Source organism: Shewanella sp. 8A, assembly GCF_023475945.1.
GTDB classification, from domain to species: domain Bacteria; phylum Pseudomonadota; class Gammaproteobacteria; order Enterobacterales; family Shewanellaceae; genus Shewanella; species Shewanella xiamenensis.
On record NZ_JAMDJP010000039.1, the window covers coordinates 1 to 25,885 of the forward strand.

The following is a 25,885-nucleotide window of genomic DNA, read 5'->3' on the forward strand; positions in this document are numbered from 1 at the left end:
ATATGTAACAATAGGTTTAGAATTTGATTTTTTATATTTCAAAAAATATTATTAAACTAATTTGAAATTTTAATTTTTGATATTCAGTTACGCCAATTTCATTTTTTTAATTAACTATTATCAATATGTGCATTTTAGATTTACGCTATACAGTAATGTGTCCTGTATCCTAACTTGTTGTTTATGTTTAATTTTGAATTTAAACATGTGATCCAGATCAAAAAAATAAATCCCGTCTGCAATAATACTGAAGGTGCTTTAAAGGAGAAAACAAAAATATAATTGTGTTATTGGAGGCGTATATGAATACTTCAGTCATTCTCAGCTATGCGTTTATGTACTTCGTACTATTCGTAGCGGTGCCATTTGTGTTTGTAATGTTTGTCATGACTTGCATTAAGTTTTTTAGGGCGGATCCCGAGGAGGCTGCACATCATGAAATGAAACTCAAACCAGTGTTATTTGATGAAGATAGTTTCAACTTTTTTAAATCACTAAAAACTGTCGTTGAAGGCAAATACGATGTCTGCTGCAATGTTCCACTCGACACTGTATTTGACATGGACCAGCACGATGCTGATTTAAACCATGAATGCCGTCTCGACTATGTGTTGATTGACCATGATTCTTCAGAAGTCAAAATGGTGATCAGCGACGCCGGTAAGCAAATCAATTCACCCATGAAAAAGCTATTCAGCAAATTCAATATTGGTTTTATTGAAATGAATCAGCATAAACAGTGGGATGCAACAAGTCTCAAGCAAGCGCTAGCCGTTTGACCACGCTCGTCGGGTTCGGAGTTCTCCGAACCCTGACTTCCTCTTTATTTCCCAATGAATTGATATGAGGACTCGCTATGTCTACACGACAATGGCTGTGGTCATTACGCTTGGGTGCAATGGCATTGCTGCTCAGTTTTTCCGCAACAAGTGCTGAACCCGCTAAGCAAATTAATAGTGATGCTTGCATGAAGTGTCATAAGCGTAATGGTCAAATGTTAGGGCATCACGGCCAGGATGCCATGAAAATGACCTGTTCAAGCTGTCATGGTGAAAAAGGTGATCATCCCAAAAAACCAAATGATTTAGTGGTTTTTGGATTAAATGAGGCATCCGAAGCTGCTGTGCAATTAAAGGTGTGCCAAAAATGCCATATGCCAGCCAAACTCAGCTCCCAAGAGTGGACGCATAATGTGCATGCCCAAAAAGTGGCCTGTGCCGCTTGCCATAAATTACATAGCCCAACCGATCCTATGGCAGAGATGACGCCTAAGGTTCGCAGTGAGCTGTGCCGTACTTGCCATACAGGCCAGCAGGAGTAAGGTTATGGAAAATTCAAAAAGAAGATTTCTCAAAGGAGCATGCGCCTTATTGGCAGGGGCATCGGGTAGCACATTACTGGCTACTGTGAATGCCTCAAATGAGGCTAAAGCCGAACCTAGTGTGAAATACGCACTGATCCACGATGAAACTAAGTGTATTGGCTGTCGAGCTTGCGAAGTTGCCTGCCGTGAAACCAACCAAGTGCCCGAGGGTGTTGCCCGATTAAAAATAGAGCAAACTGGACCCTATGGGGAATATCCGAACCAGTTTTATCACTTCAGTCGTAAGTCTTGTCAGCATTGTGAAGACGCGCCCTGCGTCAATGTTTGCCCAACGGGTGCCGCCTTTATCGATAAAGAGACTGGCATTGTGGCGGTAGATGCTTGGAAGTGTGTGGGTTGCCAATATTGCATTGCAGCCTGCCCATACAAAATTCGTTTTATTAATCCTGTTACCCACGCTGCGGACAAATGCGATTTTTGCCGTGAGACAAACCTCGCCCAAGGTAAACAACCTGCCTGCGTCGTGGCCTGCCCGACTAAGGCATTGGTCTTTGGCAACTTAAAAGATCCCACTTCTCAGGTGGTACAAGTGCTAAAGGCTAACCCAACCCAAAGGGCTAAGGTCGACCTCGGCACTCGGCCAAAACTATTCCGCATTGTGGCTAAATCAGGGGAGGTGGCAATATGAGCGCCCTACATTTTGATACGCTAGTGTGGCATTGGCCAATTGCAATTTACCTGTTTTTAGCGGGGGCATCTGCTGGCGCCATGTTCTTTGCGGTGTTACTCAAGCATTTTGTGTTGAAACATAATGCGTACCAGTCTGGCTTTGTGCAGGCAGCCTGTATTGTGGCGCCCGTGGCAGTGATGGCGGGTCTAGGCATCTTGGTATTGGACTTAACTAAGCCCTTCGATTTTTGGAAGATATTAGTCTTCTACAATCCTAAGTCTGTGATGTCTATGGGTGTGTTGATCCTGCTCATCTACCAAGTCTTTATGTTTATGTGGATTGGTTTGTTATTCCGCAAACCCATTGATGCATGGTGTGAGAGTCGCTTTCCCATAGTGCTGAAGTTGACAGCTTGGCTTAGCCGCTTCGAGGCGACGATTACCGGTTTATTGGTGATCTTTTCCCTCGCGCTGGGGGCTTATACTGGCTTTTTACTCTCGGCTTTACCCGGCTATCCGATGTTGAAAAACCCCGTATTGCCACTGCTGTTTTTGGCTTCGGGACTCTCATCCGGCGCGGCATTTTCTCTGCTGGGTGGGGTGTTGCTTAATGCTAATCCTAACGCCAAGGAAGTTCACTTTATCCATAAGGTTGAAATCCCATTGATTTTGGTGGAGATAGTGCTGATTTTTACCTTCTTTATGGGCTTAGTGTTGTCAGGCGGTCAAAGCAAATTTGCGGCTTTCAATGCGATAGGTTATGGCTTCTGGGGATGGGTTTTCTGGATTGGCATTGTTGGGATCGGATTATCGGGCCCCTTGGCAATGAACCTGTTTATGACAGCCACGTCAAAGCGTAAGTGGGCCTATGTAGCAGGCACCGCATGCTTAAGTCTGATTGGTGTGCTACTACTGCGTAACTTTATTCTCTACACGGGGCAAATGACGGTCGTTTGATTGAGCATGGTTGGCTCAATGTTATAGATAAGAAGGAATTACGGTGAATGGCGAAGCGGTGTCTAAGGAAGCACTGTGAGCTAACTCCCTTTAATAACGCTGGCTGAAGTGATTAAAGGTGCGTTGTCTTGTCGCGATTTGCTGTCACAGGGAGGTTATTGGGAAGGGAAGCCATATTTGATATTTAGGTATTGTTTGCCCTGCCTCCACAAGGGCCTCGCCACCTTTATTCCTTAGGGGTGGCGTTTCTTGTTTGGGGCAAGCAAGATTACTCGCCAGTATTATTAATCCACTCGCTCATCACCACATGGGTTTTAATCTTGATGATATCGGTGTGAGTATCGATATATTCGCGGATTTCGTGCAAGCGGCGCATTGATGGGGCATGGACATACACCAGCAAATCCATATCACCGGAAATACCACGGCAGGTAATTACTTCGGGGATTGCATGGAACACGTGTACCACATCGGCGCAGCGGGGACATTTATGTTGGATTTCGAAGTAGGCCGACACTCCCTCTTTTTGCGATTCGCTCAGCAATACCTGATAGCCACGGATCACGCCACTTAGCTCTAGCTTTTTTATCCGCTCGGCAACCGCGCTACGGGAAAGATTGACCTGCTCTGCAATACTGGAAACACTTTGGCGAGCATCTTGGCGCAAACAATCGATGATGGCGGTATCAAACTTATCCAACGTGGACTCCGAAAAAAATAGGTATAACAAGTGAGGCGGCCTAAAAGTACGACTCAGTATAAGGCCTTGAGTTACACCGTCATTTTGCCTGAAATAGTGCTTTTTACCGTCATTGTGCTGGCGTTTACCACTAAGAACACCGAAATTGACGGCAGATTGCGGCGTAAAATCTCACTATACTGACGGCTTCAAAACCATTGAATGTTAACAGATGAACTCACATAGCGGAACTATAGGACGTTGGCAAGGTGCAGGCTTGATGGCCACCACTTTGCTGGGCACTGGGGTGTTTATTCTCCCGCAAATGACAATCGACAAGGCCCATGCTGGTGCGCTTATCGCTTGGTCACTCCTCACCTTAGCCATTATTCCGGTGGCGCTGATTTTTGGGCGGCTGGCTAGTGTTTTTCCCCATGCTGCGGGTCCCGCTTATTTTGTGGAAAAGGCTTTTGGGCGTACCGCAGGCCGTACTATCGGACTCATTTTTTTGTTGGTCGTGCCGATGGGTGCGCCCGCCGCGATTTTGATGACTTTCCAGTTTGTTAATGCACTCATTCCCCTCGATGGCTGGCCCAAGGTGGGCGCTGAGGTGTTCGTTATTTTTGGCTTGTTCCTGCTCAATCTTCGTGGCATTCAAGTGTCGGCCAAACTGCAATTCTGCTTAACCCTTTGTATTGTCGCCATTGTGGTGGTGCTCTTTGGCGCAAGCAGTCTTCAGCCTGGGCATTTAACCTCACTTGCCAGCTATGGCTCACCAGAAATCTCTACCATGATGATTGCCGCAGGTATCGCTTTTTGGAGCTTTTTAGGGATAGAGGCGATGACTCATCTCGCCGATGATTTTCGTCGCCCACAGCAGGATATGATCCCAGCCATGATGATGGGGACTGTGCTGGTGGGGATTATTTATGTGGCCTGCACACTGATTTTACTGTTAGTGCCAACTGACAAAAGCGTGGCGATGATTGGTGTATTCGATGCGCTTTTAGGGGGATACGGTGCGCAAGTGATTGGTGTACTGGGGATTGCCAGTGGCCTTGCCACAGTAAACGTCTATGCCGCCAGCGCTGCGCGTCTTGTATGGAGTTTTAGTTGTGAAGGTATTTTACCGCGCTGCTTTGCGGTTAAGAATCGTCATGGTGTGCCGATCCGTGCCTTGGCGGCCTTACTCGGCGTGATGGCGAGTGTGATAGTGCTGACTCACATCACGGGTCAGGAACTCGAACATCTTATTGCCTGGAGTAACGGGGTGTTCGTGGTGATCTACTTAATGGCGATGTTAGCTGCGGCTAAATTATTGCCCCGTCGCAACTTACCTTTAGTGGTATTAGGTTGTGGCTTCTGCTTAGCGTTAGGTATCGCGCTTGGGGCAAGCATGGCCTATGTATTTGCGTTAATCCTATTTGTTGCCCCATTCTTGTGGTGGCAAAAGAGCCATATTAGTCGTAAGCGGGCCTTGGCGGTTAACAAGGTTGCTTAATCCCGGTGTCATTCAAATAATGACAGATCAGCACGCAGGGTTGAAGCGTGCTGATCTGCGAGTCTTAAATCTTTTGATCCAGTTTAAAATCGAGTTGTACTTGTTGATTTAATTGGGGTACGGCCTTGCCCGCATCAAACTTAGGTTTGTATTTCCAGTTTTGCACTGCTGAAAGCGCCGCCTTATCAAACACTCGCTTCGGGTTAGCATCGAGCACGCGTACATTGCTGACCGTACCATCCGCAGTAATATCAAAGCCTACGACCACATAACCTTCCTTACCATTTTGTGCTGCTTCAATCGGATAACGAGGAGACACTTGCACCACGGGTAAGGCCTCAGCGGTGATAGTCGATTGGTTAAAGAATGTCGTTTGGGTTGGCATTTCTGGGGTAAAAGTCTGGGGGCTAAATTCGACCACTTCAGCACTTTCGCCCGGCGTTGTGACCCGCTCCCTGGTTGGGATGGGCTTTGGTGGTTTGGGTTGGCGACTTTCCTTCGGAGGAATGGGGGTTCGCTCGCTCATCAAAATATTGATTTGCGGCGCATCTGACGTTTGTCCGCTCAATGGCTGTGGATTATGGATAAGTTGCGCCATAAACACGAACAAACCTAAGGTGATCAGTGCGCTAACGATAATAATCCCGGTGCGATTAACAAGTGCATTTGGGCCCATAGTGCTTCCTTACAATTGATGAACAATATTTAATCTATAACATCCATTGATTATTATTTGAAATATTTATTTACAAATAAGGTTAACTATTGAGCAAGTCTAATCTCTTTATCCATAACGCAAAGCGCGAATTGCTGTGATTTTTGCTGTGTTGCAGAGGTATTCTTATGATTGGCGGGCTGAATTTTCACTAAGATTGCGATTGCTAAATACTGACTGAAAAGCTGCACATTCAACTCATAAGTGTTCATAAGCTTAAGAGCGAGGCGAGATTTTGTGTTCTATATTTTGATCATTCATCTAGAAGGAGAATAAATATGGATTCTGCTGCGCTACTGAGTCGAGTTGATGAGTTGCCCCGTTTACCTAAAGCAATCAGTGAACTGCTTGATGTCGTTAACGACGACAACGCTACAGTAAAAAATATTGCGACTAAGGTGTCTCATGATCCCCTGATCAGTGCCAAGGTACTCAGATTAGCTAACTGCGCCTATTACGGCCACAGTCGCGAGGTGGGCAGTATTGATGAAGCCGTAGTACGCCTTGGAATGCAAACCTTGCGAACCTTAGTATTAGCATCTGCCGTGATGGGGGCGGTGCCTAAATGCAATGGTGTTGATTTAGCCCAGTTTTGGGGACAAACCTTCGAAATTGCACTCTACAATCAAGAGATGGCCAAACGGTGCGGCGTTCAGCCCGACGAGGCTTTTACCTGCGGCATCCTTCACCGTATTGGTGATTTATTGATTGCGGCAATTTCCCCTGAAGATGCTGAAAAAATTAACGAAGCTGTCGCACAGGGTAAAGATAAGCATGCTTTTGAGCGAGAACTCCTCGGTTATGATTCCCCCGATATTGGTGCTTTGTTGGCTCAAAATTGGAAATTTACCCCAGCATTGGTGCAAGGCATTCTCTACCAAGATCATCCTAAGGATTCGAATCCATTTTCTAAATTGGCAGCTTTGTTGTGTTTATCCCACAAAGTATTAGCGGACTGGGACACTATTGAGGATGACGATAAAACCAGTTGGCTATCGCAGCTTGCGACTAAAAAAGGCTTAAAAATGGAAATGGGTGGGCTTCGGTCTAAGTTAACGGAGCTAAGAGGCGTCGGTTTTGAAATTGGTAAGGCGCTTGCCTAAGCTAGCTGGAACAGCAAACGGCAATCTATAACCTTGATTCAAAAGCATGAATGGCAGTACTGCGATTCATGCTTTTTTATGGATTGCTTTTAGCGTGCCACTTGGGCTTCGATGGCCTGATTACGCATCTGAATAAGCTCGCTGTGTTTGAGATACAGCAAATCAGCAGTACGGCGAATGATTTGATCTTCGTACTGGGAGAGTTGTCCATCGGCATAGGCTAATTGCCACATGGCTAGTAATAATTGCTGTTTTTGCTCCAAGCTAAATTCGGCATTAATGGTATTGGTAAACTCAAATAATGAGGTGGCATTACCTTGGGCTTTTTTGGCTTCTTCAATTAAATCATTAGCATCCTGCGCCGACATCGATAGGGTCTCTGTCAGCAGCTTAGGCAATAGTGCTCTTTCTTCTGCGGCGAGGGTTTCATCGGCATATACCACTTCGAGCAACATGCTCGCCGCCGCTAATTTTAGCTGGTGGGCTTTCTCCTCTGGAGAGATGGCGTGGGTGTGGGATTGAAGGAATCGTTTCAGCTTCGCAATCATAAAGTGGCACTGCTCTGGCAAGAAGGAATAACTAGATAGAGTGATTTTTCACGTTAAAGTTCACCCTAAGCATAGGCTTAGGGTGGGGCGACATTTACAGCAGAGTATTTAAACCCTTCATCAGCAGATCTGAGCTGCCTTCGGCACCATTTGTCTCAAGATAAGACTTGGCAATATTGATCATTGGCATGGCTAATTCTTTAGAAATACCCAGTTTTTCAAAAGCATCTAACACCATTGCGCTACCTTGCAGAGAAGAGCCAATATTGCCAGCCTTAGACAACAGGCCAGAAACGCCTGAGTTCGCATCAAGTTTAGGTGCTGCGGCTAATAGGCTGTCGGCATTAGGGATACTGGCAGCTAGTTTGGTGTAATCATTCGAACCTAGACTCGATTGTGCTAGGCCTAACAGACTGCCTAAACCGCCTTCGGCTTGGGTTTGGTTCAGTCCGAGTTGCGACATCACGCTGCCAACTAATGCGTTGGATTGGGTGACGCTACCTGTGGCCACTTTCTCTGTTTTTGCTGGTGTTCCTGCAAGGTTATCTAACCAGCTTGCACTGGCGGGAGTGGCTAAAAGTGTGGCGCTAATCAGAATAGAGAGTGTGAAAGTGTGTTTCATAGAGTGGCATCCTTTGACGGTTTGCGCGCAATAAAGTGGACAGTGTAACGGCTTTGAGACTTTTGTTGCAGCCCTTTTCTGTGATTTACGGTTCACTCAGGTGATTTGTGTTGTGCATTGGGGCGGGATTTTGGGTATCCTTAGCGACAATTCACGGTGTTAATTTACTTCAATTATTTTGGAAAGGCGCATGTCACTATCCGCAATTTTGACCGAAGCTTATAACTTTTTCCGTAATCATCTCACTCAGCTTGCCATGCTGACGGTGCCACTGTTATTAGTGCAGGTTGGTATTCAGCTATGGCTTGGCACAGAGATGAGTAAAGTTGATCTGGAAAACCCGCAGTTTGGCGCATCACACATGATTGCTATGATGCTCCTTCTGCTGCTCTTCTCGGTATTGATTGCGGCGTTAACGCTGTTTTTAGAACTGAGATCCCAAGGGCATAATCCATCAGCTGGTATGGTACTGAAAGCCAGCTTACCCTTTGTGCCACCTTTACTCTTAGCTGGCGTATTCTCTGGACTGGCCATTTTAGCGCCAGTGATGCTATTTGCAGCGTTTGGCCCTATGTGGTTAGTGGGACTCGTTATTAGCTTTTATCTGTTTGCTCGCCTAGCCTATGTGAACTTTATGGTGGTGGTTGAGCGTTTAACACCGCTGGAAGCGATTAAGGCAAGCTTTAGCTTTAGTGGCCCGATTGTGTTAAAAACCATTGCGTTATTGATGCTTTACTTACCGCTTTCTGTGGTTGGTAGCCAGCTTTCAGCAGCGGCATCTTTTGGTGGCTTGCCTGTGCAATTGCTCGCGGATACCTTTATGGCGTTTATTGGGTTATTCGTAAACTTGGCATTGTTCCGTTTGTATATGGTGTCTAAAAAGCCAACTGCGGAATAATATCAACTGAGCAAATTCAATTTGAGGTAAGGATTTATGGGGACTGAGGCTGAGTTACTGGATAGTGAATTTATCCAAGGGTTTTCGGCCTCGCTTCTTGATGATTACCTCAATGCTAAAAACTATGTGCAGGATGTGCCTACTCAGTCATTACTGCATATTCGCAGTTTTACCCATAGGCTGACTGACTTGCTAGGGCAGAGTAAAGCGGTGTCCTTTGCTAGCCCCAATCTCTATGATCGTATTGAGCTGTTAAATCAAAAACGGCTGATCGATGTGAAGACCACCAGAGCGTTGCATCGCCTGCGCGCTGATGGTAACCGTGGCGCTCACCCTGAAAAATATCATCTTACCCAAGAGCAGTTACTCGCTTTAGCCCAAAAAGCCATTAAAGATGTACTCGCTTTAGTCGAGCATCTGTATCCGAAGGTGGTTGGCTGCGAGGCGCCTGCATACCGCTTTCAAGCCAGCGATGCGATAACGGTTAAAGATCTCTGTTACCGCGCGGTGATGGAGGATGATCCCAATGCGCAGTATCTTGTGGGGATCTCTTTTAAAACCAAAGCATTAATGCTTAAGGAGCAGGAGCTTGCCCTCGTCGATCAGTACTATGGTACTGAAGACGATAGCCCAGTAGTAAAAGCTGTCGCACAAAAAGCCAGTGATACTTTTGCTAAGGCTGCCTACTGGTTTGCCCTTGCAGCCCCAACCCATATGCAAGCCCTCTATGAGCATGGAGTGAGTTTAATCCATGGCTATCAGGGAGAGGCCGATGCCATTAAAGGCGAGGCTGCGATAGCTACTGCGGCTGAGGCTGGCGTGGTCAATGCGATGGCGCTGCTTGGCTATTTCTACCTAGTGGGCAGTGAGTCATTTAAGCCGGATTTAGCCCAAGCGAAACACTTTTTACAGCTGGCGGCCGAAGGTGAGCAAACCGAAGCCATGGCGAATTTAGGTGTGCTTTACTATCAAACCAAGGATTTACCGCAAGCCTATCATTTTATAAGTAAAGCGGCGCAGGCGGGTTATCCCCATGCCCAATATCATTTGGCCTTAATGCTCGCCAATGGTGATGGTTGTCAGCGAGATCCTATCGCGAGTGAGTATTGGATGGCCGAAGCGGCAGAGCAAGGTCAGCTCGATGCCATGCTTACACGTGCGCAACATATGCTAAATGATGAAAGTGGCTTGGGTGGCGATGTGAGTCAGGCTGAGCGCTATCTGCGTGAGGTCATTAAATATGCTCACAGTGTGCCTGCCATGATTGAGCTGAGTATGGCATTGGCCGACGGCATTTTGGGGCGCATTGATGTGGTGGGTTCTGCGGCGCTGCTAAATCTAGCGCGCCGTCATGCTAATAGCAAAGAGGCTGAGATCATCGAGCCTCTTTGGCAATCGCTTGTTTTACAAATCGATACTGTAATGAAGATCACTCAAGATCCCGGTGAAATTCATACCCTTAATCGTGCAAAAGACCTACTAAGCGCTGAGGACTACTCTTCCTCTTTTTGATGTTCAAAGATACGACCTCGGTACTCAGTTGCATGGGGTTCACGCACAACATTCGCGGTTTGATTAAACGCTGACGTTTGGCTAGTCGCTTCGCTCGCTTGTGCCTGCGCTCGGTGCGCTTGCTCACGATTAAACTTACTCAATTGGCGCGCTACATAAATACGACTAAATAGCACTAAGCAGCCTAGAGCAATTGCGCCAAATAAAAGCACAAAAGGTAATAAAAACAGAGATAAACAGATTAGACTGACACTGATTGCCATCGCTAACCAAGCTCGTGCTCCTGAAATGCGTGGCTGAAATGGGCTCTGTTGAAATTGTTGATAAATCATAAGAACTCCTAATCAAAATGGGTGAGGCTTAAGGTGAGTCGCCCAGTATTTGATAACGGGCTTGGCCAAATTGCTATGTTAGAGAAGCCTCTTTCCCCAATGTTATGGACGTTCAGTGTGCAATAAATAAACGGATTGGGTCACGTTAATTTGGGTTAATTTACGTTCTTTTACGTCCATGACTTTGGTTTGTTGGTGACTTGTGGTTGATGTGAACTTTGGGTTGTTATTTGGTGTTGCTCAGGTTTTGATTGGTTATCTTTATGTTTTTGCTTAATTATTTATTAATTTGGTGACGAGTGATTCTTTGTTTGCGCTGTAACATGTGCGAAAATTTAGCTGAATTTTTGATTGGTTTTGGCTAACACTGTAAATTTATTACAGTAAGTGCCAGCCAGTCTTACCACTTCTTCCTTCAAAGCTGTAAAACCGTAGATACCAACATGAACTCATACTCGCTTAAACAAAAGATCCTGATTTCGGTCGTGATTGCGCTTTCCCTCGTGATTGGCTTGCTGTCGTGGCAAAGTTATTCCAGTCAAAAGTCATTGTTGTTGCAAAATAGTTTGGAGCAGGTGCAGCGACTGGGTGATCAACAGGCTGAGCGCATTCAAGAGTGGTTAGCTGGGCGTCAGGATATCGTAGGGGCGTTAGCCGTTAAAGTTGAAGGTGACAGTTTAAACGCATTACAGCAAGCGCAAGCTTCGGGGCGATTCCAACTCACTTACTACGGTACACAAGCGGGGCAGATGCTGGACTCCGATCCAAGCATAGACCGTACGGGTTACGATCCGAGAGCGCGCCCTTGGTATAAACAAGCGATAAATGAGCGCGGTCTTATTCTCACCAAACCTTATGTTGACGTAGCTTACAATGTGTTAGTGGTCACTATGGCACAGGCGGTTTCACAAGGTGTGGTTGGGGGCGACCTGTCGATTGCGAGTTTGGTTGAAAGTGTCAATCGCATGACCTTACCAGCCAATGGTCATGCAATCATGCTGCACAAAGATGGTACTGTCATCGCTTACAAAGATGCCTCTAAGGCGATGAAACCCGTTAGCGATATCGACAACGACCTTAATCATAATTTACCCCAGCAGAGCCGTCAGGCCAGCACATGGCTGCCAATGTATTTCGAAAACGAAGGCCGCGATAAGTTAGTTTGGGGTGTCGATATTCCCAATACCGATTGGGAATTAGTGATAGTACTGGACAAAGAGACGCTTGAGGCGCCATTAACTAATTTACTGCTGACCCAATTGGGGCTGTCGGCCGTGATGTTATTACTGAGCGTATTGGCCATTTCTTGGTTGGTGAATCTATTGCTAGGTCCGCTTGGACGTGTATCGCAGGCGCTAGCGCGTATTGCCGATGGTAATGGCGATTTAACCCAACGTATTGAGGTTGATACGCAAGATGAAGTGGGCGTACTGGCCGACAGCTTTAATCGATTTGTCGGCAGTCAGCATCAGCTCATCAGCCATATTCGTCAGTTGGCCAGTGAACTGGATGCGGACGCAGAGCGTAGCCTCAAAACTAACCATATTGCCGTAGCCGAATTACAGCGCCAGCAACAAGAAGTTGCCATGGTCGCGACCGCCGTAACCGAAATGGCGAGTGCTACTAATGAAATTGCCGCGAATGCGGAAAATACCGCTACAGCTGCGCAGCAATCGGCAGCGAGCAGCTTCCAAGGGAAAGAGTTAGTTAATAAGACCCGTAGTTCGATTAATTCTTTAGCGGATGAAGTCACTCAAGCAACTGAGGTTATTGAAGATTTAAGTCGTCACGCCCAATCCATTTCCAGCATTTTGGCAACGATCCAAGGGATTGCTGAGCAGACTAACCTGTTAGCCCTTAATGCGGCGATTGAGGCTGCCCGTGCGGGTGAGCAGGGCCGTGGCTTTGCGGTGGTGGCCGATGAAGTGCGGGTGTTATCACGCCGAACACAAGATTCGACCCAAGAAGTACATGCGACCATTGAAACTCTGCAACGTACAACGGCGAAGGCGGTGAGTTTGATGGAAAGCAGCCAAGTGTTAGCGGGTCATAGTGTTGAAGATGCTAATGCCGCAGCGAAGGCGCTGGAGGAGATTACTCAAGCCGTACATGTGATTTCGGATATGGCAGGCCAAATTGCGACCGCAGCTGAAGAGCAAACCCAAGTAACGGGTGAAATCACTCAAAATACGGTGGCCATTAAGGATGTGACCGACGAAATTACCGAAGCAGCGAAGTCGGATCTGACCCAAGCTCAGGCATTAAAGGCGCGTGCTAATGATCTTAATGCGCAGGTCGCGACGTTTATTCTGTAAGTTTGCTTGAATAAAACAGCCCAGAATACGTCAGTGTTCTGGGCTGTTTATTGGTCACTCCATTAACCCTGCGGCAGCATCAGCTTTTCGACACTTTGGCAGATAGTGTCGCGCATCCATTTATGGCCTTGATCTTCATCGTTGCGTTGATGCCACAGTAACACATAGGCCATTGGCATAAACTCAAAGGGTAAAGGCAACAGCTTTAATGGATAGAGTTTACAGGCATGTAGGGCAAAGCTAGAAGGTAAGGTAAAAATCAAATCACTGTGGGCGCAAACACTCGCCGCGCCATAAAAATCTGGTACTGTGGTGCTAATTTTGCGCCTGTGCCCTAGGTCTGCCAGAAAATAATCCAGCGCCCACCAATCACTCCCTTCACAGCGCACTTGCACATGCGCCATCTCTAAGTACAAGGATAAATCCCATTGGGGCGAGGTGAGAGCGGCCATCAAGGGATGAGCTTGGCGCACCAAACATACCTGTCTATCGGTAAACAGGGTTTGGCAGGCAATGCCTTCTGGTAGTCGGTCAGTGTGTGAATCTGAGAGTGGGTGTAGATCCCGTCCTGAAATCCCAAAGTCAATTTGCCCTTGCTGCAAGTCATGCATAGATTTTTCGGTCCAGACATAGGAATCGAGCTTGATATTGGGCGCACTATTTAATAGTGGACCTATAAAATAGGGGATCAAGGTTTCGTAGGCACTTTCGACCATGGCAAAGGAAAACTGCCTATTACTGCTGGCTGGAGTAAACGTCGGTGGCTGAGTCAGTTGATATAAGTCCTGCAGAATATTCGGCAGCTTTTGTCCAATATTGAGCGCATGCGCTGTGGGTTTTAGGCCATGGGCAGTACGTTGGAATAGGGGATCATCTAACGTTTCTCGCAGGCGATTCAAGCTCTTGCTCAACGCCGACTGGCTAATGTGTAATCGGCTCGCTGCGCGGGTGACACTTTGCTCTTCGAGCAAAACCTTCAATATCACCAGTAGGTTGAGGTCGATTCTGGCTAAGTTGTCGAGATTCATAGATATTCCTCAAAGGAAATTCACTTTGGAAATTATACCATTTCTGTTCATACCTTGAGTTATTTAAACTACCGCCCACTGAAATACCTTTTACTGTTAAACCGAGATACATGTTATGCGGCGCAATCTGTTACCTATTTTGATGTCTTTGGTGCTACTCAGCCCATTGGCAATTGATATTTACTTACCTTCTATGCCCACCATGGCGGCAGAGTTCGCCGTATCTGCCAGCGAAGTGCAGTCGACACTGGTATTATTTTTATTTGCTATGGGCGTTGGGCAGATATTGATTGGCCCATTAGCAGACCGTTATGGTCGTCGCCCTGTGGCACTCTTTGGCGTGTTGTTATATGGCGCCAGCAGTTTGCTTGCGGCCGCCGCGATTGAATTCCATTGGTTACAAATTGCCCGGGTATTACAAGGTTTGGCTGCCTGTTCGACCTCTATTGTGGTCTTTAGTGCAGTGCGCGATTGTTACTCACCAAAAGAAGGCGCCAAGATTTACAGTTACTTAAATGGGGCTATCTGCGTGATCCCTGCACTGGCGCCAACCTTAGGGGGTCTATTGGCCATGCAGTTTGGCTGGCGATCAACCTTTGTATTTATGACCTTGTACGCGATTTTAATGATGCTCTTGGTCGGCTATCGTCTACCCGAAACTCGTCCAGCCAATACCGTTAGTACTGGCCCTCTTTATCGTTGGAGCCGTTATAAGCCGGTGCTGAGCAATACCCATTTCTTGTTCTATGCCTTTGCCTGTATGTCGGCGATGGCGGCGATTTTAAGTTATGTGTCTTACTCTCCCGTATGGCTTATCGGCCATCTAGGGGTATCCGAGCTGGCCTTTAGTGGGTTATTTGGATTGAATGCATTGGTCAATATTGCCGCTTGTTTTGTTGCGCCAGTAGTGATCCGTAAATTAGGTAATCGTCCCACCGCGATCTTCGCATTAGCTCTGCTGGTGCTCTCGGCGATATTAATTGTCACAGCGCAAGCCTTTGGCCCGAGTGTAGGAATGGCTGCTGCTTTTGCCTTTATGTTGCCTATGATGTTGTTGTGTATTGGTTTTGCATTCTTGTTAGGCCCAGCAACCAGTATGGCGCTCTCTGCCTTTGGCGAGCGAGCGGGAACAGCAACGGCAATGTTAGGTTTTATCCAAATGAGTGGCGCATCAGTGATTGCAGGCCTAGTGCAGCAAACAAGCCTGACTGCACCCTATGCGGTGGCGTTAGTGATGGGATTTTTCTCTATCGGCTTACTGTCAATGATGGCGTTAAGCCGATTCGACCACTGGCACCAAGAGCAATTAGCTGCAGAGCATTAATACGCCCTAAACGGCTAATTAAAGAAACACCCTTTGCCCGTAGCTTATTTGACCATAGCTACGGGCATTTTTTTAGAAGCGACCGTTAATTCCCAAGCTTAAACTAACGCCATCTTCATCGGGCTCGAAGGATTTTGAGGCGCGGGCGATGGCACTAAATGAATCGCTAATACGCCAATGATATGTTGTGTTGATACCGTAAGGGTCGGTTTCTTCTTGGACGCTATAATTGGCGCCTACAGACCAAGATCGTGTGAGATACCAATCTGCTGACAACATAAGCGCTGTGGTTTCATCGCTGTCCCTGACATCGCCGTTAGGGGTATTCTTTACCGTGAACTCCGATTGGCCAAAATAGAGTTGTGCGGTTAAATCTACGCCTGCGGTGCTTTGTAATGGAAGAAAACTTCGAACACCGAGGCTCAAGGTATCAAGGTCTGCACTCGCTCTGTCATCGAAGCCAATATCATAGTCTTTGTCGCTCTTGGTATAACCCAAGTAAACGCTTGAAGTTGAATTGAAGTAATAACCTACTGAGACACCATAAGTATCACTGTCAAATAAGTCTGTGCCTAGATTTTGGTAATTCGCACCTACAAACCATTTGGAGGTAAACACGTATTGGCCGTTCATTCCATAAGCATCTAAGTCGCCCTCAAAACCAGCATATTTGGCACCAATATTAGATGTTTGCGCTAAAAATCCGCTAAGTGCATAGGGAGTCGTCTCTTGGCTCACCGCGGTAAAGTAATAGCGGTAACCCGCATTCCAAGTACCCTCACTGAATTCTTCCGTTGAGCTAACGTAATCTAAGCTTGCATCGTGCTGATAAATATTATCTGTTGCGGCGAAGGTTGTTGAGCTGGCAAGAGCAAATAGAAGGGCGAGGTTAAGTCTTTTAATAAGCATTGCATTTCCTTTTGTTATGCTGACTGAGAGTGGTTTCCGGCAGTAGTGGAGACTTTTATCAGTCGTTGCGTCCTGTTAGCGGAAGATACACTTTGTTAATTTATTGTCAATAATGCTTTAGATTCAACCAGTAAACTGGATGTGATTCTTGATAATTCAAGCTGCTATACTGCTAGAAATTGTTTATCGAGAACTCGCTTTGAGCCGCCACTATTGCCCCACTTGCTGTTATCCAATCAATGCGTGCTTATGCTCTCATGTACAGCAGATAAAACCGCAGACGCAGCTGTTGGTATTACAGCACCCCTCTGAAGTCGAACATAAAAAGAATAGTGTTAGGGTGTTAAGCCTAGTGATACCTAATACTCAAGTGTATGTGGGTGAGTCTGAAGCGGATTTTGCCTCGCTGCGAGAGCAATTAAGCCGATGTCAGCGCCCTGTCTATCTTGTATATCCCTCTGAGCAGAGCGCGAGTGTTGAAAGTCAGTCTATATGCGCTAATTGTGTGTTGCTATTAATCGATGGTACCTGGCGAAAAGCCTTTAAAATCTTGCAATTAAATCCATGGTTAACACAATTTTCGGCAGTGCATTTGGCCGAAGGCTATACGTCAAGATACAAGATCCGCAAATCAAGCCGCAGCGATAGTCTCTCAACCTTGGAGGCGTGTGCTTATATGTTAAAAGCGCTTGATGAGGGTTTAGATGTGAACCCGTTATTGGTCGCCTTTGATGCTATGGTTGCGATGCGATTGCAGGCGATGCCCGCAGAGGTGAGGTTGCGCTATGATTAATTTCACTTTTTAGAATTGCGGCAAGTGATTTTCATTTTTTGCATTTTTGAGACTCTGTACGAATTAAAATAGTTAAAATCTTATTCAGATCACGCTAACGTAACGTAAAACAAGGTTTAATAGTGACGATTCATTTGCACAGCAAATGATGAGATAGCTTTGCCAGCCAATTGCTTTGCAGGGGAGTGATTCCATATTTTATGGTGTGCTGGCAGGGCTATCGAGCCTATCGATAGCCAATCTATATTATCTTAATAAACAATCAGTCACTGTGTTTAAGCGCCTTTAATCGTCTCTATTTAAGCAATGTATTTCTCGGCTAAATAGGACTGAGTAAACTGCTCAACATAACTTGGATAACCAAATAAAAAGCCTTGGGCAAAGCCTTGTCCCATATGGGTAATAATGTCTTTTTGCTGTTGTGTCTCAATGCCTTCCGCCACAAAGTGAATGTTGAGCGCCTGTGCTAATTGCACAATGGCATGGCAGAGTTTTTGGCCTGATACATCGTTCAAACGTAGAACAAACTCAGCATCAATCTTGACACTATCAATGGGCAAGGTACCTAAGCGGCTTAAAGAAGAAAGGCCAGTACCAAAGTCATCAATGGCAATGCCTACACCTAAGGCTTTAATACGTTCTAGCGTATAGCGAGCCTGTTCTGGTTGGCGTAGCAGTGCAGATTCGGTGATTTCTAAAATTAAGGCTTCAGCGGGTAGGGCGACCATTTCCAGCGCACTGACGACTTGGCCGACAAAGTCTACATGCTCTAATTGCAGCGGAGAGACGTTAACCGAAATCTTAAAATCGGGCTGATATTGTGCGCGCCATAGTGATGCTTGCTTGCAGGCTTGTTCGAGTACCCATTGTCCTATGCTGACAATGAGTCCCGTTTCCTCCAATAAAGGCACAAACTCAGCTGCCTCATAATGCTCGCTGGGAGACTTTTGCCAGCGCAGTAGTGCCTCAGCACCAATGGGGGTGTTGGTGTGCAAATCCACAATGGCCTGATAGGCGAGTTTAAACTGCTTTAAACTGTGGGCATGCCTGAGATTATTGATGAGTTTTAATTTAAGCTCAGCGGCTTGGCTCATCGCTTTATCATAAAACACTAAATGAGGCTGGTTCTTCTTTGCGCAATACATGGCGGTGTCGGCCAAACTAATCAGTTGGCCAACCTGATCACCGTGTGTAGGAAACAGCGCGATACCAATACTGGTACCGAGGAAAAACTTTTGCCCTTCGATTTCGAACGGACTGTCGAATAAACTTAAAATTTGCTCTGCGAACTCTTGGATTTCTTCCTTACAACTACAATCTTGTAGCACTAAGGTAAATTCGTCCCCACCCATACGGGCAATATCCGCTTTTTCGATACAACCCGCTTCTAAACGGGCGGCAACGAGTTGTAATACTCTATCGCCCATTGAATGGCCAAAGCTGTCATTGATATTTTTAAAGCCGTTGAGGTCTAAAAACATCAGTGCGCCGAGGGCGAGAGGATCGTCTTTTAATTTCTCAAGTGCGCCATTAAGTATCTGTTTAAGATGAAAACGATTTGGCAACCCCGTTAACGTATCATACATGGCGCGGGTAGTAAGTTGTGTCTCGAGCAGCTTTTTGGTGCTGATATCACTAAAGATATTCACATGATATTGAATGCCATCCGCAGCGATGCGCCGACTACTCTGCCATGCGGGAAACGTGCTGCCATCTGAGCGTTGTTTTAAGGCTTCACCCTGCCAAAACCCGCGCTGTTTTAAGGCCTGCAAACACTCGCTTTGTTCACTGAGATTAAGCGGGTTGGCTTCTAAAAAATCGGGCGTTTTATTGATTAATTGTTCCGCGCTATAGCCACAAATACGACACATCGCCTTATTGACCGCCAATACCTTATTGTCGGTGTCGGTGATATAAACGGCCTCGGCACTTTCTTCCAAGGTCGTCGAGAGGATTTCTTTCGGGATATGGGCAAAACCATCGGCAATGGCTGGCCTGACTTGAGTTCTACGGTTTAATGCTTGTAACTCGACCAGTACAACAGGTTGTTGCTGTAAATAACAACGATAGAGGTTTACTCGGGTGGGCAGTTCATTCCCTTGATGATTAAGGTGGAGCCAACTGAATTCGACATTAACCCCCGAGACGGCTTCAAGGATCATCTCCCGCGCAAATTCAACACTGTTACGCCCAGATGATTGAATTCTAGGGGAAAAATCATAAGGTGTGGCATTGACAAAGGTGTCATATTCAGTACCAAAGTAGTCTAAGGTGGCACTGTTTGCGCTAATAAAACTAAAGCCTTGGATCAGCGCGAGGGGTGTTTTATGGGGATGGGCTCGCCAAATAGAGAGTTTCTCTTGCAACAGCGGATCATCTGTTGTGAGTTTATTTAGCAAGTGCTGCCATCGAATCATTAGGATACTCCCTCGGTGACACAGATTAAGGTCACATCCTTTCCCTTAGTTTTTGTTTATATCAAATCGTACATCATTCATATGGGGTTAAAAATAAACCGAATCGATGTTTTGCTCAAATATAAATTAAAAAATAACAGTTTAAGATAGGTTCATTTGATTTACTTCAGCGAAAATCATGCTAACTCATCACGGCAAAATAATGTTTTATGCTATGTTTTGCCATATAGGCTCAGTTTAGCCTAGCCATTTGTGAATTAAGGACTCTAGAGAAGGTGTAGGATGCAAAGACTAGTCAAAACTATCGTTTTAGGTATGTGTCTCGCCGCAGTGTTGCCCGCGGCGCATGCTGCTGAACAACCCAAACCTCGGTTAACCTTGGAGCAAAGGGCTGATAAGGCGCGTATCGACTCTGAGCGGATTGAACAACTGCAACTTGAAAAGGCGCGCCAAGCAGCCAAAACAACCTCAGCACGGGAAGAAACAATAAAACTGCAAACCAATCCGCAGGATTGGGAAGTGCAACAAAAGCTCAAGGCGCAAAAGCAATTTGATGAAAGGGAAAGCCGTGAGCAAAAATATCTGCAAGAAGCCAAGGAAGCTGCGGCCAAAGAGCGTAAAATTCCTAAACCTTAGCTGTTAATCGCGATCTATTTAAAGGCAATCTCTGCCGTTTGCCTTACGACTTTTTAGGAACTGCTGTTGAATACCTGTCCGCTGTGCCATAGCACCGATTTAGTGGCTTATCATCAAGATAAACGTCGTTGTTACCAACAATGCCAGCGCTGTGCTTTGGTGAGTGTCCCCACCGAGTTTTATCTAAGCTCTAAAGCTGAAAAAGCCGAATATGACAAGCACGAAAATCACCCACAGGACCTCGGTTATCAGCAGTTTTTAGATAGAACTCTCGCTCCTTTGTTGACCCGCTTTACTCCATCGGCGTTAGGGCTCGATTTTGGTTGTGGTGAAGGCAAAGTCTTAAGTCTGATGGCCAAAGCGCGGGGTTATCGGGTCGAGAACTACGATCTTTATTACGCTAACCGCCCCGAGTTACTGACTCGGCAATACGATTTTATTACCCTGACCGAAGTTATTGAGCATGTGAGTGATGCCGATGCTTTGCTGACTCTGTTGAAGGGGATGCTCAAACCTCAAGGCATTTTGGCCGTGATGACCAAGCGAGTGCTTAATCCCACGGCATTTAGCGCTTGGCATTATAAAAATGATCCCACTCATATTAACTTTTACTCCGAAGCCACCTTTCAATGGCTCGCCGAGCATTACGGCTGGCGGCTCGAAGTGATAGATAAAGACGTGGTGTTTTTGCACCAAGCCCACTAATTCGTTGGAGGCTTTTGCTGTCGCAGATAAGTTGGGATTTGCAACTTGTCTAAATCAAACTTCGATTGTGCTGGTTCGGGTAAAGGTAAGGCTGGACGCTTAATAAAATCATGCACATTGATATAGCTATCATCAACAATCTGCACAGGATCAGGCTTTGCTGTCTGCTCTAATCCAATTCCAGTGGCAATCACCATGATTTCGAGCTCTGACTCGAGTTCAGGATCTATGGTTAGCCCAATAATAACAAGCGCATCCTTGGGTAATTGCTCATGCACTGTCGCACCGATTTGGTTGTATTGACTGAGTTCGATGGTGTCTTTCACCCGCCAGGCAATCGCGCAGGCAATCGGACACCCCAGACAATCGGACACCCAACCTTAATCGCGCGAATCGCGCGGTAGTTAATCTCCGACTATGCTTTGGTTAAGCATTAAACAAGGAGGTTTGTATGCCGCGCCCTCGCAGAACTCAGATAAGTCTTGAACTCTCACCTTAACATCAGTCCCTATTACCATTGCTGTAGCCGCGTTGTTCGGCGGGCTTTTTTATGTGGCGATGATAGTTACTCGGGTAAAAACTATGACCATCGCCGTGCTTGGGTCGAGTCATTATTATTTGAACTTGAAGCCGTTTTTGCTATTGATGTGGCAGCATTTGCGGTGATGTCGAATCATCTGCATTTGGTGCTGCGGGTGGATATCGACAGTGCAAATCGCTGGACTGACCGCGAAGTGCTTGAGCAGTGGCATAAGTTGTTTAAAGGCGATGAGTTAACACAAAAGTTCGCCAAAGGTGAGTTGGTTGAAGCCTATGAGCTCAACAGATTAAAGCATTCAATCGCCATTTACCGTAGACGTTTATGTGATATCAGTTGGTTTATGCGCTGCCTCAACGAACCCATTGCAAGGCAAGCAAATCAAGAAGATAACTGCACAGGCAGGTTCTGGGAAGGTCGGTTTAAATCTCAGGCCTTACTGGATGAAGCCGCAGTATTAGCCTGTATGGCTTATGTTGATTACTCTTTATTAAAAGAAAGTCCCATTAGAGCGCAACTCGCTGATACGCCAGAACAATCCGACCATAGCAGTATTCAACTACGTATTCGGGCCGCATTAAAAGGTGAGCAGCCGAGCAATCTACTGCCTTTTATTGGCAACGAGTGCGACAACCAACCCAATGGCATTGCGTTTGCCTTAACCGATTACCTTCAATTGGTGAATGATACAGGCCGCATCATTCGCAATGATAAACGTGGAAGCATCAGTGAAAGTAGCGGTAAGTTACTGACCAGATTAAATATCCCCCATGAGAACTGGCTCAAACTGACCACCGAGTTTGGCAAACTATTTCACGGTCCAGTAGGCACATTGCAAGAACTGAGTGATTACTGCGAACATCTCGAAAAGCGACGACGGCACTTTGCATCAAGCTGCCAGCACTTGCGCTGCAACTGACAACGACTTATATAACTTCGAAAATAATCACCGCCTAATATCTCTCAATCACTATGGGATGGCTTGCCATGCCTGAAATGCACCATTTTTGAATGAATTAGCTCAATTTATTGCCTCAGATTCAGTCCTAGCCACGTTTGATAGCTCTTGTTCAAACCATTTGAGCCAGAACGGGTTGTAGGTAACCTAAAAGTGTATTATGTTTTTGATTTAAAATGGGTGGCCGATTTATTCCGGCCGATTTATTCCGGCCGATTTATTCCGGCCGATTTATTCACCGATTTATTCATTAAGAGGCAAGAATAGTAGGTGAAACAGTCACAGATTATGGAAGATAAGATTATTTCAGCAGTGAGAACTTTTGCTAGCTCGATAAACTCGGGTGGCAAAGTCGTAGCTGATATATCTGAACTAATTGAAGTTACTTCTCAGTTGCCTCTTTCGAGTTTTGATTACTGGGAAGGGTTTATTCGTTCAGAATTCTCTATAGCCCTTCAGGAATCCATTCCCCCTAAGTGGAAGGTATGGTCAAAACCCAAGGAATTAGTAACTTGGCTTGACCTTATTAGCTGGGATGGTTACAAGCGCGAAAAAGCACTGCGCGCCCTGTCTGGTGCTGCACCAAATACTTTCTTTTTTTCTCTTGCAGTTCGCCGGCTTAATGATTGGGTACCTCAAGTCCGTAAAGCCGCAAGGGAAAAGCTCCCTGAGATAGCAAAGTCGACAGATCCTGAATATGTAATTGACGCCTTATGTGTAGCGCTTTCCAATTGGAATTCGTGGGGTAGGATTGAAGAGGCAGATAAAGAGGTTCTTCTAAAAATTATCTGTGAAAAAGAGATAGCAAAGTCCCTTCGGTCAAAATTAATTTTATCTGCTTCAGGGCCAATGCCATCACTCTTTTCTCAGCTTGGCCGCACTCAGATACTTGATGGGCAAATTGAAGAAATAGCAAAATCCGCTATTCAGCCTTCAGTTCGGGCCAAGGCATACCGCAGCTTATTTGAGGGGCGGGTTGTCTGGATAGAAGGCCGAAAATGGGTGTGGACTGATATAAGGTACTGTGAAGGCAGGTTAAAACCTATCGTTGGAGAGAGGAAGTTAGAAATTGAAACTCCACTAATAGACTTACTAAAAAGCTCATCTGAAGATCGATCATCCATCGTTCGACGTGTGTCAGCAGAGATTCTAATACGAGAGCTGGGCAATCTGGGTGTAAAAGCCAGAGTGTTCGCCGAGCGCTTTGCTTTAGATAGCTCACACGCTGTATCTGAAAGGGGTGAGTTTGCCTTAAAGAAATTAGACGAGGCAGGGCGTGCCAATGTATCTTAACAAGCGCATGTTGTCGGACTGGCTTTCCGCTGCGCTCCAAACCAGCCGCAAATGCGGGCGTTAGGTTTTTTGATGCCATGAATAATCAAACTTTAAAAATACTTAATGATCTAAAAATATCTATAGATGAATCTATGCGTCACTATGAAATATGGTGGGAACTTGGGTATTCTCAGAATAGGATACAGTTTAAAGATCAGTTTGCATCACAACGATTTAATCACTTTTTACATGCATCATATGAAGCCCATGGAATAACAATGTATTTAGCTTTTGGAAGAGTATTTGATTCTGATTCACGTTCATCAAGTATCGCTTCTCTCAAAGAAAATTTAAGATTATTTGGTCACGCTGAATTAGTTAAAACTATTGAAGCCCAGTTGAAACCTCACGCCAATCTAGTCAAAAAAATATTAGATATTCGTAGTAAAACGATTGCTCATTCTGATTTGTCGCACTCCGAGAATTCTGTGTTCAAAAGCAATGCAATAACACCTGATGAATTAAAAGAATTGATTCATCAAATTAGAGAAACATATTACGATGTGTTGCGATATTTCAGTCTAACAACAACGCAACTTGAAGATGGCATATTTAGTGAGTCAACTTTAAATATGCTCAAACAATTACAAACCTAACAAATAATTATTGTGGGACAGCTACGCGGCCCGCAATTAGAAGTTATCTCCATAGAAATTTTAATCCGAAACTGACGAGTTAGAGCAAGGGGTCTATCACGCTTCTGTCCCAATCTTGTCCGGTAAGGATGTCTATTCTTCGTTGTCTGATCATTTAACTGAGCGTAACTAATTCTGCATTCTTGATAAATTCCAAGGTTAATAAACTATATTTGACAGAATCAATGGCTAAAAATTATCTATAGCTTGATCGAGTGTTATCTTGTTTTTAATGCTCATTTTAATGTCTGTAGCGCTGTATCTTCCGTAGTAAATCCAAATATCACTTAAAGTAGCAAGCTTAAAAGGCGTTTTGCGGGAGCACTGATTTGGTTTTTAAGCATTACCACACTAAAAAATACGTTTAGTTTAGGCATATCGATGGGGGTTATCACTCGCACCGCATGCTTAATATCATCATCAAATAAGGTGATTTGTGGTGTTAATGCGACAATTTGAGAGTGTAATAGGGCGCCTTTTATCGGTGGGAAAGAATCGTAATGTAATAATCCCGAAAAGTCATTGCGATATTTATTAAACAGATCGCCAAATTGTTCACTGACGCCATAAGGTAAGTTTTTGGGTATCGCGAGTGGATATTTGCGAATATCTTCTAGGGTTAAACGATCTAAATACGTCAACGGATGTCCAGCTCTGGTACAAAAAACCGCTTCAAAAGAAGGTAAATTAAAGGATTGTATCGAGCTTTCGTGGCCAATAATCTCACCTTCAACATCAGTAATTAATAGTGTGAGCTCTCCGCGTAGCAATTTTTCCAGTTGTTGTTGCCAGGTACCAACTTCGAGATCGATATGAATGTCTGGGTATTGCTCAAAAAAACGTCCGAGAATCGGCCCTAGAATGGTATTTGCCGGTACAGGGCTTGCACCTATAGATAAATAACCACTGCTCTTACCCTGCATATAGTGTAATTCTTTTCGAAGGGCTTCGACGTTTTGCAAAATATGCTGACTATGGCTGAGAACGAGCTCCCCAGCAGGGGTTAAAGAAGTTGATTGATTTCCCCTCAGCAACAGCTCTGTACCCAGTATATGTTCGAGTCGTTGAATGCTTCGGCTTAATGAAGGTTGAGCAAGATTTAATTTTTGGGCAGCTTTTTGAAAATTACGTTCTTTGGCTAAAATCTGGAAATTTTTAAGATGCTTAAACTCAATCACAAGTTATTTGTCAATTAATTACAACATATGTGCAACATACCCTTGTGGCTCAGTATCGACAAGCAGACGTTGGTGACAATTTGTATCTTTATCTTCATATGAATAATTAACAATTATGAGTAAGTGTTTGTTTTGATTTTTTAATTATTTGGCTCTGTTCTCGTATAGTTTTTTGTCATCGACTGATACGTAAAATGCATTGGCTTTAAAGTATTGCTGACGGTAACTATTCATTCTGCAAATAACAAATTTGC

25 protein-coding genes and 1 pseudogene are annotated in these 25,885 nt (G+C 45.3%); 16 read left to right on the forward strand and 10 right to left on the reverse strand.

Features of this window, described 5'->3' with window-relative positions:
- Window positions 1–302: 302 nt before the first annotated feature.
- From M0413_RS20080 to nrfD, 4 genes are all read left to right on the forward strand, one after another.
- Complete coding sequence (locus M0413_RS20080) at window positions 303–779, forward strand: DUF2726 domain-containing protein (protein WP_037423607.1); 477 nt, start codon at window positions 303–305, stop codon at window positions 777–779.
- A gap of 77 nt (window positions 780–856) precedes the next feature.
- Complete coding sequence (locus tag M0413_RS20085; RefSeq protein WP_037423605.1) at window positions 857–1,321, forward strand: nitrite reductase; 465 nt, start codon at window positions 857–859, stop codon at window positions 1,319–1,321.
- Window positions 1,322–1,325: 4 nt separating this feature from the next.
- Entirely contained in the window at window positions 1,326–2,012 is a 687-nt protein-coding gene (locus M0413_RS20090) for a 4Fe-4S dicluster domain-containing protein (protein WP_249555396.1), read from the forward strand.
- The gene (gene nrfD / locus M0413_RS20095) at window positions 2,009–2,950 is read left to right on the forward strand and encodes a cytochrome c nitrite reductase subunit NrfD (RefSeq protein ID WP_047537963.1); all 942 of its coding nucleotides are present in this window, start codon (window positions 2,009–2,011) and stop codon (window positions 2,948–2,950) included. The genes M0413_RS20090 and nrfD overlap by 4 nt, the downstream gene beginning before the upstream one ends.
- A gap of 268 nt (window positions 2,951–3,218) precedes the next feature.
- Here the strand turns inward: nrfD and M0413_RS20100 are convergent, their stop codons facing one another.
- On the reverse strand, window positions 3,219–3,650 hold the full coding sequence (locus M0413_RS20100) for an Lrp/AsnC family transcriptional regulator (RefSeq protein ID WP_249555398.1): 432 nt from the start codon (window positions 3,648–3,650) through the stop codon (window positions 3,219–3,221).
- A 211-nt stretch (window positions 3,651–3,861) separates the two neighbouring features.
- On the opposite strand from M0413_RS20100, the gene yjeH reads away from it, so the two are divergent.
- Window positions 3,862–5,130: an L-methionine/branched-chain amino acid transporter gene (yjeH, locus tag M0413_RS20105; RefSeq protein WP_203432385.1), complete on the forward strand. Its 1,269-nt coding sequence runs from the start codon at window positions 3,862–3,864 to the stop codon at window positions 5,128–5,130.
- A 64-nt stretch (window positions 5,131–5,194) separates the two neighbouring features.
- On the opposite strand, the gene M0413_RS20110 is transcribed toward yjeH, so the two are convergent.
- Window positions 5,195–5,806 (reverse strand): energy transducer TonB, encoded by a 612-nt coding sequence (locus M0413_RS20110; RefSeq protein ID WP_249555400.1) that lies wholly within the window; start codon window positions 5,804–5,806, stop codon window positions 5,195–5,197.
- 317 nt (window positions 5,807–6,123) lie between these two features.
- Between M0413_RS20110 and M0413_RS20115 the strand changes: the two genes are divergently transcribed.
- Window positions 6,124–6,948, forward strand: coding sequence for an HDOD domain-containing protein (locus M0413_RS20115; RefSeq protein ID WP_037423586.1), 825 nt, complete (start codon window positions 6,124–6,126; stop codon window positions 6,946–6,948).
- An 89-nt stretch (window positions 6,949–7,037) separates the two neighbouring features.
- Here M0413_RS20115 and M0413_RS20120 read toward each other — a convergent pair whose 3' ends face one another.
- Both M0413_RS20120 and M0413_RS20125 read right to left on the reverse strand, forming a co-directional pair.
- Window positions 7,038–7,496, reverse strand: coding sequence for a tellurite resistance TerB family protein (locus tag M0413_RS20120; RefSeq protein WP_037423583.1), 459 nt, complete (start codon window positions 7,494–7,496; stop codon window positions 7,038–7,040).
- 94 nt (window positions 7,497–7,590) lie between these two features.
- Window positions 7,591–8,118 carry a DUF2780 domain-containing protein gene (locus M0413_RS20125; RefSeq protein ID WP_144345288.1) on the reverse strand — a complete coding sequence of 176 codons (528 nt, stop codon included), beginning with the start codon at window positions 8,116–8,118 and terminating at the stop codon, window positions 7,591–7,593.
- 190 nt (window positions 8,119–8,308) lie between these two features.
- Between M0413_RS20125 and M0413_RS20130 the strand changes: the two genes are divergently transcribed.
- Together M0413_RS20130 and M0413_RS20135 are read left to right on the forward strand one after the other, a co-directional pair.
- Window positions 8,309–9,016, forward strand: coding sequence for a hypothetical protein (locus M0413_RS20130; RefSeq protein ID WP_037423577.1), 708 nt, complete (start codon window positions 8,309–8,311; stop codon window positions 9,014–9,016).
- Between the two features lie 36 nt (window positions 9,017–9,052).
- Window positions 9,053–10,528: a DUF4145 domain-containing protein gene (locus M0413_RS20135; RefSeq protein WP_144375853.1), complete on the forward strand. Its 1,476-nt coding sequence runs from the start codon at window positions 9,053–9,055 to the stop codon at window positions 10,526–10,528.
- Here M0413_RS20135 and M0413_RS20140 read toward each other — a convergent pair.
- A complete protein-coding gene (locus tag M0413_RS20140) occupies window positions 10,510–10,860 on the reverse strand; it encodes a hypothetical protein (RefSeq protein WP_144375852.1) in 351 nt (116 codons plus the stop codon). The two genes, M0413_RS20135 and M0413_RS20140, sit on opposite strands and share 19 nt — an antisense overlap.
- Before the next feature lie 443 nt (window positions 10,861–11,303).
- Between M0413_RS20140 and M0413_RS20145 the strand changes: the two genes are divergently transcribed.
- Window positions 11,304–13,175, forward strand: coding sequence for a methyl-accepting chemotaxis protein (locus tag M0413_RS20145; RefSeq protein WP_144345285.1), 1,872 nt, complete (start codon window positions 11,304–11,306; stop codon window positions 13,173–13,175).
- A 62-nt stretch (window positions 13,176–13,237) separates the two neighbouring features.
- Here the strand turns inward: M0413_RS20145 and M0413_RS20150 are convergent, their stop codons facing one another.
- Window positions 13,238–14,203, reverse strand: coding sequence for a LysR family transcriptional regulator (locus M0413_RS20150; protein ID WP_037426682.1), 966 nt, complete (start codon window positions 14,201–14,203; stop codon window positions 13,238–13,240).
- Window positions 14,204–14,318: 115 nt separating this feature from the next.
- On the opposite strand from M0413_RS20150, the gene M0413_RS20155 reads away from it, so the two are divergent.
- A complete protein-coding gene (locus M0413_RS20155; RefSeq protein ID WP_037423563.1) occupies window positions 14,319–15,527 on the forward strand; it encodes a multidrug effflux MFS transporter in 1,209 nt (402 codons plus the stop codon).
- Between the two features lie 72 nt (window positions 15,528–15,599).
- Here M0413_RS20155 and M0413_RS20160 read toward each other — a convergent pair whose 3' ends face one another.
- A complete protein-coding gene (locus tag M0413_RS20160) occupies window positions 15,600–16,436 on the reverse strand; it encodes a putative porin (RefSeq protein ID WP_099457259.1) in 837 nt (278 codons plus the stop codon).
- A 199-nt stretch (window positions 16,437–16,635) separates the two neighbouring features.
- Here M0413_RS20160 and M0413_RS20165 point away from each other — a divergent pair, with 199 nt between their 5' ends.
- A complete protein-coding gene (locus M0413_RS20165; RefSeq protein ID WP_249555418.1) occupies window positions 16,636–17,229 on the forward strand; it encodes a tRNA-uridine aminocarboxypropyltransferase in 594 nt (197 codons plus the stop codon).
- 299 nt (window positions 17,230–17,528) lie between these two features.
- Here M0413_RS20165 and pdgA read toward each other — a convergent pair whose 3' ends face one another.
- Window positions 17,529–19,646 (reverse strand): diguanylate cyclase PdgA, encoded by a 2,118-nt coding sequence (pdgA, locus tag M0413_RS20170; RefSeq protein ID WP_249555402.1) that lies wholly within the window; start codon window positions 19,644–19,646, stop codon window positions 17,529–17,531.
- A 282-nt stretch (window positions 19,647–19,928) separates the two neighbouring features.
- Here pdgA and M0413_RS20175 point away from each other — a divergent pair, with 282 nt between their 5' ends.
- The gene (locus M0413_RS20175) at window positions 19,929–20,282 is read left to right on the forward strand and encodes a hypothetical protein (RefSeq protein WP_249555404.1); all 354 of its coding nucleotides are present in this window, start codon (window positions 19,929–19,931) and stop codon (window positions 20,280–20,282) included.
- 66 nt (window positions 20,283–20,348) lie between these two features.
- A complete protein-coding gene (locus M0413_RS20180) occupies window positions 20,349–20,987 on the forward strand; it encodes a class I SAM-dependent methyltransferase (RefSeq protein ID WP_249555406.1) in 639 nt (212 codons plus the stop codon).
- Here the strand turns inward: M0413_RS20180 and M0413_RS20185 are convergent.
- Window positions 20,984–21,361 carry a hypothetical protein gene (locus M0413_RS20185; RefSeq protein ID WP_249555408.1) on the reverse strand — a complete coding sequence of 126 codons (378 nt, stop codon included), beginning with the start codon at window positions 21,359–21,361 and terminating at the stop codon, window positions 20,984–20,986. The genes M0413_RS20180 and M0413_RS20185 overlap by 4 nt on opposite strands.
- Before the next feature lie 77 nt (window positions 21,362–21,438).
- Between M0413_RS20185 and M0413_RS20190 the strand changes: the two are divergent.
- From M0413_RS20190 to M0413_RS20200, 3 genes and pseudogenes are all read left to right on the forward strand, one after another.
- Window positions 21,439–22,444 (forward strand): annotated as a pseudogene (locus M0413_RS20190) (transposase).
- Between the two features lie 327 nt (window positions 22,445–22,771).
- Window positions 22,772–23,776 carry a hypothetical protein gene (locus M0413_RS20195; RefSeq protein WP_249555410.1) on the forward strand — a complete coding sequence of 335 codons (1,005 nt, stop codon included), beginning with the start codon at window positions 22,772–22,774 and terminating at the stop codon, window positions 23,774–23,776.
- Window positions 23,777–23,853: 77 nt separating this feature from the next.
- Window positions 23,854–24,414 (forward strand): AbiU2 domain-containing protein, encoded by a 561-nt coding sequence (locus M0413_RS20200; RefSeq protein WP_144345280.1) that lies wholly within the window; start codon window positions 23,854–23,856, stop codon window positions 24,412–24,414.
- A 326-nt stretch (window positions 24,415–24,740) separates the two neighbouring features.
- Here the strand turns inward: M0413_RS20200 and M0413_RS20205 are convergent, their stop codons facing one another.
- Entirely contained in the window at window positions 24,741–25,631 is an 891-nt protein-coding gene (locus M0413_RS20205) for a LysR family transcriptional regulator (protein ID WP_050991407.1), read from the reverse strand.
- Window positions 25,632–25,885 lie beyond the last annotated feature (254 nt).

Excerpts from the sequence above, each read along its gene's own strand:
- M0413_RS20200 (WP_144345280.1), top strand. The coding sequence starts at position 23,854 with ATGAATAATCAAACTTTAAAAATACTTAATGATCTAAAAATATCTATA.
- M0413_RS20110 (WP_249555400.1), bottom strand. The coding sequence starts at position 5,806 with ATGGGCCCAAATGCACTTGTTAATCGCACCGGGATTATTATCGTTAGC.
- M0413_RS20080 (WP_037423607.1), top strand. The coding sequence starts at position 303 with ATGAATACTTCAGTCATTCTCAGCTATGCGTTTATGTACTTCGTACTA.
- M0413_RS20145 (WP_144345285.1), top strand. The coding sequence starts at position 11,304 with ATGAACTCATACTCGCTTAAACAAAAGATCCTGATTTCGGTCGTGATT.
- M0413_RS20155 (WP_037423563.1), top strand. The coding sequence starts at position 14,319 with ATGCGGCGCAATCTGTTACCTATTTTGATGTCTTTGGTGCTACTCAGC.
- M0413_RS20195 (WP_249555410.1), top strand. The coding sequence starts at position 22,772 with ATGGAAGATAAGATTATTTCAGCAGTGAGAACTTTTGCTAGCTCGATA.
- M0413_RS20090 (WP_249555396.1), top strand. The coding sequence starts at position 1,326 with ATGGAAAATTCAAAAAGAAGATTTCTCAAAGGAGCATGCGCCTTATTG.
- M0413_RS20115 (WP_037423586.1), top strand. The coding sequence starts at position 6,124 with ATGGATTCTGCTGCGCTACTGAGTCGAGTTGATGAGTTGCCCCGTTTA.
- M0413_RS20175 (WP_249555404.1), top strand. The coding sequence starts at position 19,929 with ATGCAAAGACTAGTCAAAACTATCGTTTTAGGTATGTGTCTCGCCGCA.
- M0413_RS20130 (WP_037423577.1), top strand. The coding sequence starts at position 8,309 with ATGTCACTATCCGCAATTTTGACCGAAGCTTATAACTTTTTCCGTAAT.
- M0413_RS20150 (WP_037426682.1), bottom strand. The coding sequence starts at position 14,203 with ATGAATCTCGACAACTTAGCCAGAATCGACCTCAACCTACTGGTGATA.
- M0413_RS20140 (WP_144375852.1), bottom strand. The coding sequence starts at position 10,860 with ATGATTTATCAACAATTTCAACAGAGCCCATTTCAGCCACGCATTTCA.
- M0413_RS20160 (WP_099457259.1), bottom strand. The coding sequence starts at position 16,436 with ATGCTTATTAAAAGACTTAACCTCGCCCTTCTATTTGCTCTTGCCAGC.
- nrfD (WP_047537963.1), top strand. The coding sequence starts at position 2,009 with ATGAGCGCCCTACATTTTGATACGCTAGTGTGGCATTGGCCAATTGCA.
- pdgA (WP_249555402.1), bottom strand. The coding sequence starts at position 19,646 with ATGATTCGATGGCAGCACTTGCTAAATAAACTCACAACAGATGATCCG.
- yjeH (WP_203432385.1), top strand. The coding sequence starts at position 3,862 with ATGAACTCACATAGCGGAACTATAGGACGTTGGCAAGGTGCAGGCTTG.
- M0413_RS20125 (WP_144345288.1), bottom strand. The coding sequence starts at position 8,118 with ATGAAACACACTTTCACACTCTCTATTCTGATTAGCGCCACACTTTTA.
- M0413_RS20135 (WP_144375853.1), top strand. The coding sequence starts at position 9,053 with ATGGGGACTGAGGCTGAGTTACTGGATAGTGAATTTATCCAAGGGTTT.
- M0413_RS20120 (WP_037423583.1), bottom strand. The coding sequence starts at position 7,496 with ATGATTGCGAAGCTGAAACGATTCCTTCAATCCCACACCCACGCCATC.
- M0413_RS20085 (WP_037423605.1), top strand. The coding sequence starts at position 857 with ATGTCTACACGACAATGGCTGTGGTCATTACGCTTGGGTGCAATGGCA.